Source organism: Escherichia sp. MOD1-EC6475 (assembly GCF_003046645.1).
Classification (GTDB): Bacteria; Pseudomonadota; Gammaproteobacteria; order Enterobacterales; family Enterobacteriaceae; genus Escherichia; species Escherichia ruysiae.
Window position 1 is genome coordinate 1 of the sequence record NZ_PZKQ01000020.1, and the last position, 17,550, is coordinate 17,550.

At 48.9% G+C, this 17,550-nt stretch carries 11 protein-coding genes and 2 pseudogenes; 4 read left to right on the top strand and 9 right to left on the bottom strand.

All coding sequences use genetic code 11. The features are described from left to right. Positions 1 to 83, top strand: a pseudogene (locus tag A7589_RS22925) (met regulon transcriptional regulator MetJ); the annotation flags it as partial. Positions 84 to 224: 141 nt separating this feature from the next. On the opposite strand, the gene A7589_RS06105 reads toward A7589_RS22925, so the two are convergent. The 4 genes from A7589_RS06105 to A7589_RS06120 are packed head-to-tail and all read right to left on the bottom strand — an operon-like array spanning position 225 to position 4,688. Beyond that, positions 225 to 1,643 carry a YlbE family protein gene (locus A7589_RS06105; protein WP_000075082.1) on the bottom strand — a complete coding sequence of 473 codons (1,419 nt, stop codon included), beginning with the start codon at positions 1,641 to 1,643 and terminating at the stop codon, positions 225 to 227. Next, positions 1,643 to 3,190 carry an acyl-CoA synthetase FdrA gene (gene fdrA, locus A7589_RS06110; RefSeq protein ID WP_021550297.1) on the bottom strand — a complete coding sequence of 516 codons (1,548 nt, stop codon included), beginning with the start codon at positions 3,188 to 3,190 and terminating at the stop codon, positions 1,643 to 1,645. Before fdrA ends, A7589_RS06105 begins: the two co-directional genes overlap by 1 nt. Next, a complete protein-coding gene (locus A7589_RS06115) occupies positions 3,180 to 4,043 on the bottom strand; it encodes an oxamate carbamoyltransferase subunit AllH family protein (protein ID WP_021550296.1) in 864 nt (287 codons plus the stop codon). Before A7589_RS06115 ends, fdrA begins: the two co-directional genes overlap by 11 nt. Before the next feature lie 39 nt (positions 4,044 to 4,082). Further along, a complete protein-coding gene (locus tag A7589_RS06120; protein WP_000023636.1) occupies positions 4,083 to 4,688 on the bottom strand; it encodes an ankyrin repeat domain-containing protein in 606 nt (201 codons plus the stop codon). A 257-nt stretch (positions 4,689 to 4,945) separates the two neighbouring features. Between A7589_RS06120 and A7589_RS06130 the strand changes: the two genes are divergently transcribed. Both A7589_RS06130 and A7589_RS06135 read left to right on the top strand, forming a co-directional pair. Then, positions 4,946 to 5,443, top strand: coding sequence for a DUF1097 domain-containing protein (locus tag A7589_RS06130; protein WP_016159244.1), 498 nt, complete (start codon positions 4,946 to 4,948; stop codon positions 5,441 to 5,443). A gap of 91 nt (positions 5,444 to 5,534) precedes the next feature. Then, on the top strand, positions 5,535 to 6,467 hold the full coding sequence (locus A7589_RS06135; protein WP_105282903.1) for a LysR substrate-binding domain-containing protein: 933 nt from the start codon (positions 5,535 to 5,537) through the stop codon (positions 6,465 to 6,467). Between the two features lie 41 nt (positions 6,468 to 6,508). Here A7589_RS06135 and A7589_RS06140 read toward each other — a convergent pair. From A7589_RS06140 to A7589_RS06160, 5 genes and pseudogenes are all read right to left on the bottom strand, one after another. Next, positions 6,509 to 7,596, bottom strand: a pseudogene (locus A7589_RS06140) (EAL domain-containing protein). Between the two features lie 141 nt (positions 7,597 to 7,737). Further along, entirely contained in the window at positions 7,738 to 11,727 is a 3,990-nt protein-coding gene (locus tag A7589_RS06145; protein ID WP_108188765.1) for an autotransporter outer membrane beta-barrel domain-containing protein, read from the bottom strand. 730 nt (positions 11,728 to 12,457) lie between these two features. Continuing rightward, entirely contained in the window at positions 12,458 to 13,153 is a 696-nt protein-coding gene (locus A7589_RS06150; protein ID WP_000370396.1) for a LutC/YkgG family protein, read from the bottom strand. Continuing rightward, a complete protein-coding gene (locus A7589_RS06155) occupies positions 13,146 to 14,573 on the bottom strand; it encodes a LutB/LldF family L-lactate oxidation iron-sulfur protein (RefSeq protein WP_000023939.1) in 1,428 nt (475 codons plus the stop codon). The genes A7589_RS06150 and A7589_RS06155 overlap by 8 nt, the downstream gene beginning before the upstream one ends. Before the next feature lie 10 nt (positions 14,574 to 14,583). After that, positions 14,584 to 15,303, bottom strand: coding sequence for a (Fe-S)-binding protein (locus A7589_RS06160; protein ID WP_001102103.1), 720 nt, complete (start codon positions 15,301 to 15,303; stop codon positions 14,584 to 14,586). Between the two features lie 492 nt (positions 15,304 to 15,795). Here A7589_RS06160 and A7589_RS06165 point away from each other — a divergent pair, with 492 nt between their 5' ends. Continuing rightward, complete coding sequence (locus A7589_RS06165; protein ID WP_108188766.1) at positions 15,796 to 17,349, top strand: L-lactate permease; 1,554 nt, start codon at positions 15,796 to 15,798, stop codon at positions 17,347 to 17,349. Positions 17,350 to 17,550: the final 201 nt, after the last annotated feature.

The window sequence follows — 17,550 nt, forward strand, 5'->3', positions numbered from 1 at the left end:
AAGAGCGCAGCGACGAAATCCCGGAAGCGGCAAAAGAGATCATGCGTGAGATGGGGATTAACCCGGAGACGTGGGAATACTAAAGCGGAAAAGAGCGGCGCGGAGAGTGGAATCGCCTGATGCGCTACGCTTATCAGGCCTACGTCATATTGCAATTTATTGAATTTGCACGAACTTGTAGGCCGGATAAGGCGTTCACGCCGCATCCGGCATAAACACGCAGGTCAGACGCCGTAACGTTCGCACCAGCCAAGAATGGCTTTTTCGAAGCAGGCGAATGGTGGATGCACAATGCCCGCGCCAATCATGCCGACGCCCGCATCTTTATGGGCGATGGCGGTGTTGATCACTGGCAGAATGCCGCTGCTACCCACGCGGGTAATGTCGATTGCCGACGGCACGCCCATAAAACCGAGCAGCGGAATGGTGACGTTCGGGTTTTCGCCGAGGGTGATTTCACGCATCTGGCGGGAGAAATCGATAGCCTCTTCCACCGTGCCGCCCACCAGCGCGACGATTGCGGGCGCGGTCGCCATAGCAAATCCGCCAATACCGTAGGTTTCAGTGATGGCGCTGTCGCCGATATCCAGCCCCGAGTCTTCCGGTTTATAACCGGCAAACATCGGGCCGATGACCTGCTGCGCCGGGCCGGTAAACCACTGCCCCGGCAGGCCGCTGACCCGCAGGCCGAACTCGACGCCGTTACGCGCCATGGTGGTGACCACGGTGCTGTATTCGATGCCGTGCGCCGCATCCATCGCCGCTTTACACATCGCCATCCACGTCGGGCCGGAGAAGTAGTCGCTGCTGGCGACAAAATCAAACACTTCGCGCTGCTGCTCGACGGAATAACCGGCCTGAATAATCCCCGGCGTCAGCGCCTGAATCAGCAGCGTCGTCCCGGCGTTGTTGCGGTTATGGCACTCATCGCCCATATGCAGCGCCTGCGCCAACATTAAGCGCAGATCGATCTCACCAATAATTTTCATCGCGTCGCGCAACATGGGTCCCTGGACATCACGCATCCAGTTGAGGCGGTCGATCACGCTCTGGTCGTTGGCGCCCATACGCAAAATCTTCGCCATCTGCTCGCTCATGTTGGTGTAAGCGATGTTGCCGTAGGTTTTGTTTTTCACGATGTGCATAAACATCGAGGCCGAGGTAACGCCCGCCATCGAACCTACGCAGTCATGTTCATGGCACGGCGAGAAGGTGATCTCCCCGGAGGCCGCCAGTTCAGCCGCCTCGTCGAGATCTTTCGCCAGCCCTTCGAACACCAGCGCCCCGGTGACCGCGCCTTTCATCGCGCCGCACATTTTTTCCCAGGTGACCGGCGGCCCGGCGTGAAGAATGGTTTTCGCCGTCATGCCCGGCACGACGTTAATCGCCTGATCAAAACCAATCAAAACCGGATGCGACTGAATAATGCGTTCCAGCGCCTGCTGATTAGCGGCAGCGATTTTGTCTGCCAGCGGCGAATCGGCAATGTTGTCCAGCGCCTGCACCACCTGCATATTGCCCTGCCCCGGCGGTGTCCAGTCGAGCTGGGTCACTTCAACATGCTGCTTTTTCAGGTCATCGCTAAACATGGCGATGCCGACGTTAATAACGTTCAACGGTTGGCTAAACAGTGACGGGCTCATCAGGCTTCCTCCCCTTTGCAGATAAATTCACGCGCCAGCAATCCGGTATTGGTGCTGCTGCTGGCCAGAATCACGCCGGCATCAAGCAACATCTGGCTCTGTTGTTCTAATGATGGCGTATCGAGATCGGTGCCCAGCACATAAGCGAGAATGATCAACTCGCGGCCTTCGGCTGCGGCGATCGCTTTCGCTTCTTTGATCGCCTCGATAGTGGAACCGACCGGATCTTCATGCGATCCAAATCCGAGCACGAAATCCATCACGATCACCGCCACTTCTGGATCGCGCGCTTCTTCGATCAACCGGCTGATGCGATTGGTGGGGTCAATCATTGGATGCGGCTTGCCGTTGGTGAAGTCGTCATCGCCAAAGTCGAGGAAGGTATGTTTGATGCTGCGGTTGATATCTTTCAGGCGGAATTCAGGATCGGGCTGGATATTGCTGTAGACATCGCCGTGTTTTTCCATCACCGCGAACATGGTTTCGTCACACAGCGTACCGCCGCAGAACAGGCCACGAATGTACTTCTGTTGTGGTTTCAGGCGAGCGCGCACATCAGCAATTAACGGCTGGTTTAGCGTATGCAGGTCGAGATGTTCCTGTTTCACGCCGGAGAGCATCACCGCTTTCAGCGCCGCCTCTTTGGTGCCACGGGCAAACTGTAGCCCCTGCTCATCCACTGGCGTTTCGCCACGACCGAGGAAGCAGACCACCACCGGCTTGCGGCAGGCGCGCGCGCGTTCCAGCACTTTGCGAGCCACCGCAGGCGCTGGCGGTTTAGAAATTAAGGCGATGATTTCAGTTTGCGGATCGTTTTCTAACATGCCGATGGCGTCGAGCATCATCAGGCCACCAATTTTCTCGCTCAGATCGCGCCCGCCGGTGCCGATCAGTTGCGAAACACCGCCGCCAAATTCATGAATGCGGACACTCAGTTCCTGGCTGCCGGTGCCGGACGCGCCAACAATGCCGATATTGCCGCGACGCACGGCGTTACCAAAGCAGAGCGCCGCGCCGTTGATAATCGCCGTGCCGCAGTCTGGCCCCATCATCAGCAGCCCTTTTTCGTGAGCGAGCTGCTTGAGCGCCAGTTCATCTTCAACCGAGACGTTATCGGAGAACAGCATCACGTTGAGGTCGTTTTGCAGAGCCTGACGCGCTTCGCGAGCGGCAAACAGGCCGTTAACGGAAATCACCGCCAGGTTACTTTCCGGGATATGCTTTTTGGCGCTGGCAAGGGTGGCATAGCGTGCTTCATGCGAGCCACTTTGCGCTTTGGTGTTGAACAGTTCTTCAATCTCCACCAGCAACTGCTCGTTGTCCGCGCCCGCTTTGCCGTTAATAACGATCATCAGGTCGCCGTTTTTCGCCTGCTCCAGCTCCGGCGTCAGCAGCCCTAAATTGTTCAGCACGCCTTTGTTCATTTCGGTCGCCATCGCCACAAATGCCTGCTCGACGCCGTCGAGTTTATTTGCACGCGTGGAGATGGACATCAGCGAGACAGAATCAAAATAGGTATTCGGTTTAATGACTATTTTAACTGACATAATTCCCTCCGTAGGTTTGGCTCAGCGCACAACCATCGGCCATGCCATACAGCATGTCGCAGCCGGAACTGGAGCCAATATGTTTAATTTTTTCTATTGCCTGAGTGGCGTTCTCAGGGATGTCATTAATGATGCCGTGAATAAAATGGTAAATATTTTCCCGACAGCGTTGTTGTAATGCGGCTTCCAGCGTAATAGCACTTAATAACGTGGTATTATTTCTGCCGCGTTGCAGGCCGAGATAAAATTCCTCTTTGCATTTTCCTGCCGGATGCCCGGAAATAAATAAAACAAGCACCAGACCTGTTAAATAATCATCGGCTGAAGGTGTCAGACCAATCCCTAACCCCATCATATTAGCGACCGCTGACGCGATATTTTGTTTATCGTTTAATGCCTGAATAACAGCACGTCGCCTGATATGTAATTCTTTATTTAACGCCTGATAAAACGGATTATCACCGCGATAATTAAACAGGGTTTCATTTTCCCCCAGATGCTGATGAATAATGTCGTGCCACTGTTGCCAGGCGATAAGGTGAAAATTCTCAGCGGTCATTTGCAAGGTTGGGGACAGCCAACGCTGGCAACGACGCTTATCTATATGAATATATTTACCAATCGTAATTCCGTGCTCGTCAAACTGAACTTTTTCGCCATGATGGAACAGGCCATCAAAGTGAGTGAGTGCCAACCGACAACTGTTTGGCGCATTGTCGTATTCTTCACAAAGCAGCGTCAGCAACTGCTGGCGAGCCGGGAGTGCGATATTTACCGCTCTGGCAAAGACCTGTTCAACCTGTCCTTGCCCCCGCTGCGCCAGAAAATCCGCATCCGCAGTTAGCGCCCACACACACCGTCTTTCTGGTGTGTCGATAGCAAGCCTCCCGGATTATGCACCTGCGGCAATCAGCAATTGCGCAATCTCTTCAAAACCGCGTTCCCGCGCCAGTTCCAGCGGCGTTTTGCCATATTTATCGGTCATATGCGGGCTGGCCCCGTGTTCCAGCAATAACTGGACAATCGCCTGCTGTTTAATACCGCCATCATTAAGCACAATCGCTTCCAGTAGCGGCGTCCAGCCTACATGGTTGGTCTGGTTAACGTTAATTTCCGTATGCGCCAAAAGCTCTTTTACAATACTTAAATGGCCTTTTTCACAGGCAGGCGTCAGGCCGACACCGCCAAAACGGGTTACGCAATTAAGATCGGGTTTAGCCGGTAAAATAATTCGTAGTAGCGTTAAATCATCGTTCAGACAGCTAATTAAAAAAGGATTTAAACAGGTATGATCTTGCTTATTAATATCCGCTCCGGCATCAATTAATGCCTGAACGCAAGCATATTGCTGATATAAACTTGCCAGCGTAATTGCCGTTTTCCCCTGACGATCGCAGGTATTAATATCGACACCCAGCGCAAGGCAGGTTTTTACTTTATCGATATCACCCTGTTGTGCAGCCAATAAATAGTCGGCAGGTAGATTTTTTATACTCATTCACATTCCCCTGGTTTTTGTGGCTGTTTTCGATGAATTGAGAATAGCAACGATAATCTGATAAAAGAACCCGCTTAAATTTAATTCGCCGTATTTCGCCTTTTTGTTGAATGATGTTCAACAATCTTTTCGCAGTGTGCGGTAGTGCAATATTTGTTTCTTTGACCCGATACCCTTTCACTCAATCAGGTTTTATTTCTCTATAGTCTGCACATGTAAGAGTAGCTTTCGTCCATGTCTAACCAGAGGGGAACAAGATGAACGGACTCACGGCAACGGGTGTCACCGTCGGTATTTGTGCAGGGCTTTGGCAGTTAGTGTCTTCACATGTCGGGCTCTCTCAGGGATGGGAATTATTAGGAACCATTGGCTTCGTCGCCTTTTGCAGTTTTTATGCCGCAGGCGGCGGTAAATCGGGGTTTATCAGAAGTCTGGCGGTTAATTATTCCGGGATGGTGTGGGCGTTTTTCGCCGCGCTGACTGCTGGTTGGCTGGCTTCTGTAAGTGGGCTTTCTGGATTCTGGGCAAGCGTGATTACTACCGTGCCCTTCTCGGCGGTGGTGGTCTGGCAAGGACGTTTCTGGTTACTGTCATTCATTCCCGGTGGCTTTCTCGGCATGACGCTATTTTTTGCCAGCGGGATGAACTGGACAGTAACGTTACTGGGTTTTCTGGCGGGTAACTGCGTGGGGATAATTTCGGAATACGGCGGACAAAAATTAAGCGAAGCGACGACTAAAAGCGACGGGTATTAAAAGTTATTCAAAAATGATTATCTATCTTTAATCGATACCTCTACAGTTGTGACTGGAGAAATTCATATTAGAAAATGGCGGGAATGGTTTAATGAACTCAATTTTTACCGAAGAAAACCTGTTAGCGTTTACTACCGCTGCGCGTTTTGGCAGCTTCAGTAAAGCGGCAGAAGAGTTGGGTTTAACCACTTCCGCCATTAGCTACACCATCAAGCGAATGGAAACGGGGCTGGATGTGGTGCTGTTCACCCGCAATACCCGCAGCATTGAGTTAACGGAGTCCGGGCGTTATTTTTTCCGCAAAGCTACCGACCTGCTGAATGATTTTCACGCCATCAAACGCAGCATCGATACTATTTCACAGGGCATAGAAGCACGGATTCGTATTTGTATTAATCAGCTACTTTATACCCCTAAACACACCGCACGCTTATTACAGGTGCTGAAAAAGCAGTTTCCTACCTGCCAGATAACCGTAACAACTGAAGTGTATAACGGCGTCTGGGATGCGATTATCAATAACCAGGCGAATATCGCCATCGGCGCACCCGACACGCTGCTGGACGGTGGCGGCATTGATTACACCGAGATTGGCGCGATTCGCTGGGCTTTTGCTATCGCCCCGGATCACCCGTTAGCCTTTGTACCGGAGCCAATCGCTGAAAGTCAGCTACGTCTCTACCCTAATATTATGGTGGAAGACACCGCGCATACGATTAATAAAAAGGTGGGCTGGTTGCTGCATGGGCAGGAGTCGATTCTGGTGCCAGATTTCAACACCAAATGTCAGTGTCAGATTCTGGGCGAAGGGATTGGTTTTTTGCCAGATTACATGGTTCGTGAAGCGATGGAACAATCACTGCTGGTTATCCGACAAATTCATAACCCGCGCCAGGATTCACGCATGTTACTGGCAACCCAACACTCTGCCACCGGCCAGGTGACGCAGTGGATTAAAAAACAATTTATGCCTAAAGGGATATTAACGGAGATTTATCAGGATTTACTGCATCGGGAGAATTGATACCAGCCAACCTCCCGACGCACCCTGAATAGCGGCTTACATCAACCACCGGCTTTCATTACCCAGTCAGAGACAAATTTATTACCCGGAACCGGCGGAGAGTACAAATAGCCCTGCAAAAAGTGAACGCCTTTACCGATCATTAAGTCCGCCTGCTCCTGGGTTTCTACCCCTTCCGCCACGATACTCAGACCGGGCTTACGCGCCAGTTCGACAATATTGTCCACAATATGGCCGGAGATTTCGTCAACACTCGCCATTTGCACAAACGACTTGTCAATTTTAATAAAATCGACCGGAAACGCCTGCAAATAACGATAGGTTGCATAACCAGTACCAAAGTCATCCAGCGCAAAGGTAATGTTGTGCTGATGAAGGCTATCAATATCGCTCTGGCTTCTGGCGTTACCGGAATGGGGTTACGTTCCGTCAGCTCAAGAACCAGCTTGATTTTATCGTTGCCTAATTTCTTGACCAGGTTCAGGCACTCTTTTTCAAATCCCGCAGCCAAAAAACAGCCCGCCGAGACGTTGATACCAATATGGAAATTGTCCGGCAACAAATGTTTTACCGGCAGCAGAATATCCGCAGTCTGTTTCATCAACTGGCGGGTCATTATGACAATAAGACCAGATGACTCCGCCAGAGGAATAAACTGATCCGGCGGGATGATTCCCGTTTGCGGATGCTCCCAGCGAACAAGCACTTCACAGCCTGTCAGTACCCCTGTCTGTGCGCAGAAAACAGGTTGGATCCATGGTTTAAATTCATGGTTTTCCAGCGCCAGGCTGATGGCTTCAGGCGTGACAATATGGTGACAACGGTTGTCAGGGATATAAAATTTATTTGTATTACCTGTGGCAGTGACTACCTGTGGATGATATTGAAAAAAGATATCCCGCCAGAAGGTAATATCACTCTGAATACCGAGTTTTTCGTACAGTTGTTTCTTTTGATGTGAAATTGTTTTTGCGCTGCGGTTTCTATATTGTGATATTTCTGTAACCGACATCCCCTCCATCAGCAGCTTGAGTAAAAGCCGTTCTTTCTCGGACACAATACCAGGCAACGTCAGATTAACGGTTGCCCCGAACTCTTCAAGAAAAACACTCAAATCATGCGAAGCCATTTAACACACCTTGCTTAAATCATGTGCGCCAGCTAAATCCGCTTGTCTCCTTTCTGGCAGAAAAAGCTGACTGCAAGAAAATAATACAGAGAGTCGAATTGTCACTCATCCGACTCCCTCTCCTTTTACGAATTATTCAGTTCAGAATGACCACTTAACGCCAATCATCGCGGAGGTGTCATTATATCCCTTGTCCGCAACCTGAACGCCCACATTTCCCCAGACATTCAGGTTGGCATTTAGCTGTCCTTCCACCCCGGTTTTTATCTCGGCAATATTTCGGGCTCCATCCTGAGAGACTGACACGCCATCCATGCGAGTGCTGAAATCCTTACTGTTATGTAGCCAGTTCACTTCCATAAATGGCTGGAACTCGCGGGATTTACCTTCATCCATTTTATGGTGGCTCTTAAGCCAGGTTTTCACGCCCAGTCGGGTTTGAATGTTACCGTCTCCTTCGCTTCGCACCAGAGTACCGTTGCTTTCGCGATGCTTATCAGCTTTTACGCCCATCCAGGTAATCTGTGCTTGTGGCTGGATATACCATTCGTTCCGCGTTCCCTGGCTGCCATTAAATTCAGCTAATTTGTGCTTGTATCCAGCCTCCAGTGAAGCAGTAAATCCTTTTGATTTATAAGATTCGCTCTGTAAATCATCACCTTTCACTGTGTTATCAAACCAGCTGTACTGCGCCCAACTGTCGAGATACGCCCCGTTATGTGACTCATCATCCGCATACCAGGTCGCATATAACCCCGTGCTGTAACCATTTACGCTTGCTTTAGTTCGATAACCGGTGCGCGATGAGATAGTCTTGCTGTCACTGTTGCCGTAACCGGCCATGACGCCCAGACGCCAGCGGTCGTTGCCACTTATACTCCACTGCGCGATATCGCCCCCCAGTTGCAGAACATAGCGATTGCTTTGGGTTTTCAACTGGCCACTTGCATCACGCCATTTGTTGTGGCCCCCTTCATGACGCATCCACATGGTGGTTTGTTTCTGCTCACCCGTTACCAGATCGGTATAGTATGTGCTCCCCAGACGTTCATGCAGTCGGGAGGTAAACATTGTGTTTGCTGCCGCAAGGTTCGCGATGTAACCACCAGCCTCCGGGCGCAGGTCATTATTCAGATTCTGGTCAGGAACAGGCGTTGGCTCTGGCGTCGGATTCGGTGTCGGATTCGGTGTCGGATTCGGCTCCGGATTCGGCATCGGCTCTGGCTCCGGTTGCGGTTCAACTGACTCACCACCGCTGGTCAGATACCAGTTACCGCTGTTTGCCCCCTGACCACGTGCGAGAGTGTAGTCATACGCGCCCGCAACGATACGCCCCGCCTGAACAAACTCCCCCTCGGACTTACCACCTACATGGATAAGTTCGATACCGTTAAGGGTTTTAGCGCCTGTACCGCCAGCGTTATTCACCGTAACGGACGTCATGCCGCTGGTATCGCCCTCAACAACCAATTTATCAGTCACTGAATCATCGCCATTCAGTACCGTATTCATAACCAGTTGACCGTTATTACCGTGGTAGTTCCCCTTCACCACTAACGCATTGCCCGCTTGCTGTCCTGACATCCCGGTCATCAGCGTGCCGTTGTTGGTCAAATTGCCACCCAGGCTGTAGCTCACAGGCACAGCCGCTCTTTTTTCACCGCTATTATTCAACACCAGGGTGCCGTTGTTCTCAACGTTTGCGCTACCCAATCCCTGCGCGTGACTTACCAGGACATGAGCTGAGTTAGCAATATTCATATTCGCCGTCAGACTGCTGTTATCGCCCGCGATATCCAGCGTGCCGCCCTGAACATTCAGCTTCCCGCTTCCCGTTAATGAACCGGTTGCAGTGCCCCCGTTGGCAAGAGTCAGAGTTCCGCCGTTTAAGTTCAACAGCGAATCGGCGCTACCATTGAGCGTACCCACGGTCTGGCTATGACCATTCATATCCATTTCAGTTTCTGCCGCCAGACGCAGTTCCTGGGTATTACCCAACACATTATCGTTATTCAGCAAGAGCGTCCCGCTACGCAGATCGGTAACACCGGTATAGTCGTTGTCTTTGTTAGAAAGCGATACGGTCTGGCCTTTCAGGCTGCTGAATGCCAAGTCACCATTACCGGTAATTTTTGCGCTGAGATCGGCGGCATTCTCACTTTTACCATTGGCACTCAGCACCAGCGCATCGCTGTCAGTAGCCTGCAAATCAAGCTGCGTCAGGCCATAGCCGATATACAGGCCGTCATTATTTACTCCACTCGTCAGACGATAGTCATAAGTGCCAACGGCAGCTTTTTTCCCATTCTGCTGAATATCACGTTGCGCACTGCTGGAGAGAGTTTGTCCATTTTTATCCTGCAATTGCAGATTGCCCGCATCCCCCAGCACCTCCGCACCTTGCGCATCAACCAGCAGAATGGCGCTGTTATCATCATCAACTTCAGTGAGCGATAATGCAGAGTCAATATCACGAGATACTGAGCTTACAACGTCGCGGTCGGCAACCTGAATAACCCCCTCGCCCCGTAGATCCAGCGTTTTGCTAACTTTGACGGTTCCTTCTGTCATCTGTGCATCAGTTGTCAGAGCACCAAAATCAACGGTTCCGCCGGAGAATCCCAGAGTGCTAATGGAGTGAGTACCATTACCCACCGTTATCTGACTTCCCTGACCCGCAGTGATCCCGCCTCTCTGCAGAAACTCAGCATTCTGTTCCAGGTTAAATGTCGTGTTCTGGAACGCCAGTGACCCCTGGAACCAGTCGGTGTAAGCAAACTCATCGAAGGAGAATGCATGATTCCCCATGTCTATTTCAACAATGCCTTTACCTTGAAGATCGTTATCAAATACCCAATCTTTGTTGGCATTAATTTGCAATTTGCCATCAACATCCAGATCCGCATTACCGATGTTCTTTTCTTCAGTAATAACAGCTACAGCATCGGAGGCAACATCAATATATCCGCTAAATGCATAATTATTACCGGTCAAAGCAACCGTCCCACTGTCGATACTGATTGTACCGTTGCCGGAGATCTTATTGGCAAAGGTCATGCTATCGTCAGCCTTCAGGTGTAATTTTCCGCGATTAGAGATATCTGCCGTGCCTATATTTTGAGTGATCCCCAAAGCTCCATTCTGGCCAATCGTTACTTTGCCGCTAAATGCAGAATTGTCACCGGTTAAGTAAGTCGTGCCACTGAGCGCATTGATATTACCCAGGCCCTCACTACCACTGACAATGTTAGCGGAAATAATCGCGTTATCATCCGTGTGGTTTAATGTGATTTTCTTTTCGGATGTCGAAGCCCACACAAACTCAATTTTTTCGGCATCAATAATCCCTGCCGCTTTCGCATCACTCCCTTCCTGTGCACCTAACGCCAACTCCGAATTAGTGCTTAAACTAATTTTCGGTGCAGAAATTTTGCCGCCTTCTGAAACAGCAAGTGTGGTATCGGAGTTTTGATTATAATAGCCCAGACTAATTTGCTCACTGGCATTAACTTCACCACCGTTATTAACAGACAGGTACTGATCTCCGCCGTAACTGCTGTAAACGCCCATGAAGAAAGTTTTGGAATTTACCTGGCTGCCTTCGCCACTGACATTTCCCTGCGTATAAGTCAGACGACTGGTGCCATTAACATGAATTTTGCCGCCGTTGGAGACATTAAAATAGCCGCGATCGTGCCAGGAGCCGGAGTTTGAGTCATAGAGATCATCAGCATACAATTCACTACCGGCATTTGAAACGTTTAGAAATCCCGTCCCTTTCAGCAGTACATCAAGCTGACCATTGATATACACTTTGCCTCCGGTGATATCCAACCCACCACCAGAATTGAGCGTAAAACGTGGACGAGAAGTGTCTGTAACGTCGATAACCAGATTAGCATTATCAGTAACCGTTATACGGTAATCGATGTTCTGATCGGCCTTGCCAAAATCAATAGTCTTGTCCTGGTTCACGGTGACATCACCAGAGAACGCCAAAGATGAATATAAACCTATCGCACTAATTAAAACGGCCCTTGCCTTCTTTCCTTTTATTCTACTTCCCAGCTCAGAGCAAACGCACCAACAGTTACGGGACCTGTTCCACTTTAGCCGATATATTTTATTCATGAGACTCTCCAGCAATGCATCCAGACAAAACCAAGCTCTCATACACCGAGGTGAATTAAATTCCGTACCTCGACCCATGAGAGATATAAAAATTCAAAAAGACTGCATAATATCGAAAACTGTATTATTCAGGCATACAGTTCAGAGGGTAATATAGGGCTAACTCTCCACTGGACACGTTTTCCAAATTAACAACCGCAACATCATCCTTACATTAACTTCCAGTTTTGAACACAGGCGCATTATATGTATCTACGAATGCAGATCAACTCAAAATATAGTCCAAAGCAAAGCATTGAGACCCCATATTAATATAAGAAAAATTGGTAACACTAAATGAGTATATAAATATAGGACTTGTCTTATTAAAAATAATATACTGCTTTAGGACTGAATCCATTCAGCAAAAATATAACATCTTATTAAGAAAAGAAAAATCTCAGCGGGATTTGACTGTTATTACAAGGAAGCATCTGAATGCTGTAAATATATAAGCGTGGATTTTCACACTAAATCTTTACAACGTAAAACTATAATGACACAAACAGTCGACGTTCGGTTTATTTTTATCTACCAAACATAACACAAATGAACGGGTGTTTTAACTGCCTGTTTTTTCATCACTCTGGTATATGCGCTCCAGTTTCTGAACGCCCAGATAGAGCAGTTATTCCTTTCAATATGACAGCGCCATTCTGGATGTTCTTACCAGAATGGCCGCCAATCTCTCTCAACAATCCTCAATAATCAGGTACACCGCTTTCACCGGCCCGTGAACCCCAACAACTTTGATAAGCTCAATGTCCGCTGTTGAACTGGGGCCACTGATGATGTTAATGCAGGATGGCATACGTTCACCGGCCTGCGCTTTCTGGTGCAATTTTTCTGCCAGCTGCGCCACTCGGGGCAAAATAGTGCTTTTACGCAGGATAAAAATAGAGGACTCAGGTAGCAGACTCAATGAACGTCCGCGCTCGGCGGCGGAAAAAAGCACCACGCCTCCCGACTCTGTTAAGCCATATTCAGCATACACAACGCCAACTTTCGCCTGCTCCGCCAGAGCGATATTCTCGACACCTTTCGCCGGATCCCACACGACGGCATTGCATTCCTGCTGTAAACGCCCACAGATCCCCAGTTCCTTCAGTCGCTTGTCGCCACTGACCACGACCGACAGATCTCCCAGCTCTTTACACAAACGTAATGCCGCTTCTGCCGCCTGCGCCTCGCTGGTCAATTCACAACGCGTCAACATGACATCGCTGGCAAACTGGACAAACGCATCACAGTGCTGCTGTTGGTTAAGTTCGGTAAGCCGCTCGTTAGCATAATTGTTAAGCGGCGCATCTGCTGCTTGCGGTTCAAGTCGCAGCGGGCGACCCAGTGCCTGAGCAACGTTGTTCAAAAATTCGCTCCGATTATCCATTCTTTTTCTCCTGCGCCTGATGTTTCTTAAACCAGCTACGGAAACTCTCTCCGTCAGCTTCAGGAAGATCGCGTGCTTCCATCCAGTCGCTAATTGCGCCGATCCTGAGCGGTGTTTTGCCGCCATTGATAAACCAGCTTGCCGCATGGGCGCCAGCCATCATTCCGACTTTCCACAATCCCGGATGACTATTGGCATAAGCAAACATTTTGATCGCCCGTTGCTCTGCTTTTGCTGTTATCCCTTTTTCAGCCATCACCCGACGATGGCGTAAAATCAGTTTCGACAGCGGAATACGCACTGGGCAAACGCTGTCACAGGCTGTGCATAGAGAACAGGCGTAGGGCAGATCTTTAAAATCTTTATAGCCGCCAAGCAGTGGAGAAATCACCGCGCCGATTGGTCCTGGGTAAATAGAGCCATATCCGTGACCGCCAATATGGCGATATGCCGGACAGGTATTCATACAGGCTCCGCAGCGAATACAGCGCAGCACATCACGAAATTCAGAGGCCAGCACCTCGGAGCGTCCGTTATCAACAATAACCAGATGAAACTCTTCAGGACCATCAACGTGCCCCGCTTCGCGCGGTCCTGTCAGCCAGGTGTTATATCCCGTCAAACGCGCACCAACAGCACTGCGCGCCAGCATGGTGATCAATACATCAACCTCGGCAAACGTGGGGGCGATACGCTCCATACCCATCACCGCAATGTGCGTTTTCGGCAGCGTGGTACACATTCGCGCATTACCTTCATTAGTCACCAGACATACCGAACCGGTTTCTGCCACCGCGAAATTACAGCCGGTAATACCGATTTCAGCACTGAGGAAATCTTCGCGGATCTTTTGACGGATGAATAAGGTCATCGCTTCAGGCGTTTCCGGGCCATCATAGCCCAGACGTTCGTGTAGCACCCGGCGGATCTGGTGGCGATCTTTATGAATGGCCGGAACCACAACATGAGATGGCGGATCTTGATCCAGCTGGAGAATGTATTCCCCCAGATCGGTTTCAATCACCTGAATGCCAGCATCCTGCAACACATGGTTGACGCCAATCTCTTCGGTCACCATTGATTTCGACTTCACCACTTTCCGCGCATTTTTACGCTGGGCGACCTGCAAAATGTAGCGGGTAGCGTCTTCTTTGGTTTTTGCAAAATAGACGTAACCGCCGTTTTGCGTCACTTTTTCTGAGAGCTGGTACAAATAAGCGTCAAGATTACTCAGAACATGATCACGTATCTGGGCAGCACGATCGCGCCACTCCTCCCAGTGCCCTAATTCATCAACCATTTTTTGCCGATTTGCACCAATACGCTGCTGCGCGTTTGCCACCGCTTTGCGCATGATCGGATCTTCAATTTGCTGACGGATGCGTGTCTTAAATTCTGTATTACTGGTTTTGATCGACATCTTTATATCCTCAGCGGCTCATCAGCACTTCAGCAATATGCATCACTTTGACTTTCTGCCCTTCCCGTTGTAATCGCCCACTAATGTTCAGCAGGCAACTCACGTCAGCGCCAATTAAATACTCAGGGCGGACTTCCATCAGGTGTGAAACCTTTTCCTTCACCATCTCGCCGGATATTTCGGCCATTTTGACCGAGAACGTGCCGCCAAACCCGCAGCAAGTGTCCTGTTCGGCAAAGGGCAACAGCTCCAGTCCGCGCACATTTTTCAGCAGCGTAAGTGGCTCGTCCTTCACCCCCAGCTTACGAGCCAGACTGCAAGATGGGTGATACACCGCTCTCCCCTGCAAGCTGGCGCCGACATCCACTACCCCTAATTTATTAACAATAAAAGAGGTGAGATCCTGCATACGCGCGGCAACCTTTTCGGCACGTAATGCCCATTCAGGTTCATCCGCCAGATACGTCGGGTAACTTTTTACGGCATAGGTGCAGGAACCAGCCGGTGAAATAATGGGATCGTCGTTATCCTCCAGTGCAGCGATCAGATTTTTCATCCCCGGAATCGCTTCTTTGATATAACCACTATTGATCGCAGGCTGACCGCAGCATCCCTGTTTCTCCGGGAAATTTACGCGACAGCCGAGTTTTTCCAGTAGCAGCACGGAGTCTCGTGCCATCCTTGATTTCAGTGCATCACCAATACAGGTAACAAAGAAATTTACATTCACAACCAACACTCCATTACTTCATTTCTGTTTATGCCCGATGGCAACCACCCCTTCTGGGTTATCAATCATCAATAAAAATAGGGGCTCTTTTTTATTAAGTAGTAAAATACAATTCCAAACTCATTTGTATGACAAAAGAGATAATCCTTCATTCAATACCGGGATGCAATAACTAATTTTATTTCTTTCGGCGTCGCTCACATTTTTATAAAGACAACCTCTATCAATATGGGAGCGTAAATTTGATTTAAGTAGGTCACAAAGTTCATAAACCCAATCTTAAATACCTATTTAGAGCTACTCATTTCGGAGCTGTTAAAATATACACACATCGTTATAAAAATCAAATTATTAACAATGGATATACAAATATTAACAACTGTAATTTTATTTTACTGAAGCGATTCAGTTTGCATTTTTTATTTTCATAATGAGCTAGCCTTGCTCGGAAAAATATATAAACAAGGTTGATAAATATAGTCAGGAATAGAAATGCACGGATATTTAATGTTTGCTATTGCACTCTCACCTTTGCTCCTTATGGTATTTTTGATTCTGAAACTGAAGATGCCTGTTCATTATTCAGTACTGATATCACTGGCATTTACAGCTGTTTTATCTGTCCTGTTCTGGGACATGCCAATACAGAATCTGAAAGCATCAGTGGGTTATGGCGCACTCAAAGGATTATGGCCGATCGTGATTGTGATCCTCGGTGCGATATTCAGTTATAACGTCATGCAGGCAACCAAAGCTCTGGATATTCTCCGCGATATTCTCGCCAGTATTAGCGAAGATAAGCGTATCCAGGTACTCCTTATTTCATGGTGTTTTGGTGGTTTTCTTGAAGCTGCTGCCGGTTACGGTACTGCGGTCGCCATTCCTATTGGTATCCTCATTGCGTTGGGATTCAACCCACTGAAGGCCGCAATTGCTTCACTGGTTGCCAATACTGTACCTACAGCGTTTGGGGCGGTAGGTATTCCGGTTTCAATCCTCGCCGAGCAGGTTAACCTGTCTGTTTACACCTTAGGTGGAACAATTATTCTGCAATTAGCGATTTTTAATCTCCTGCTGCCCTTTGTCATTATTTGTATTATTGGCGGCGGCGTGAAAGCGATTCGCGGCGTATTCCTTATCACACTGCTATGTGGCATCGCGACACTTATTCCGCAATACTTTGTTGCCATCCATCTTGGTGCCGAATTGCCCGCTTTTGCTGGCAGCCTGGCTAGCCTTTTCGCTGTCGCGATTGCCAGCCGTCTGCGCAAAGGTGAAGTAGACCCAGAGTGGCGTATTGCAGCCAGCCATACCCGTGAAATGGCACCACGTTCGGCAAAGGTGCTGTTCCGGGTCGGTTCTATTTACCTGTTTATTTTTGTCTTTATTCTGCTGTGCTCACCGTTATTCCCAACGATAAAAGCAGCAGCATCTAAGCTGGCTTCAGTGCTACACTTTTCACTGGTCGATGGCGGGACCTTAGCGTTAAAAATAGAATGGCTCACAACGCCTGGAATGTTGATTATCTTTGCAACTATTCTCGGTGGTTTTATTCAGGGGGCATCAGCACGCGGTATGCTGGACGTATTTATCAAAACCGTATTCCAGCTTAAAAATTCTATTATTGCGATTATGGCCATTGTCGCCATGGCAACAGTTATGGATCTCAGCGGCATTATTTCTACGCTGGCTCGGTCAATTGTCGATCTCACCGGAAGTTCATACGTCTTCCTCGCGCCGGTCATTGGTGCGCTGGGTACTTTTGTCACAGGCAGCGATACTAACTCGAATATTTTGTTTGGCAAACTGCAAACTATTGCAGCCAGTAAGTTGCATATCGATCCCAATTGGCTGGCGGCAGCGAATACTTCCGGTGCCACGGGAGGGAAAATGATTTCACCACAAAGTATTGCCATTGCCGTTTCTGCCACAAAAATGGAAGGGCAAGCCAATCAAATAATGTCTGGCACCATGAAGTACTGCTGTGCCTACATCGTAATACTCGGCTTAAAAGTAGGTCTCTTTTACTTCTGGTTTATGCGATAAAGTGGTTTTCTTAACCATATGCTTTTATATGGATAAGGATGCACGCAACGATTAAGTAACAGAAATCTTGCCTTTAGAATGCCAGGATGTTCTTTATTTCTACCAGAACATCCTGCTGTTTTTCCCCGCTACGCTGAGTATGACATGCTCTATTTTTATAACGGGTAATCTTATCCATATTTAGGTAATGACTCCAACTTA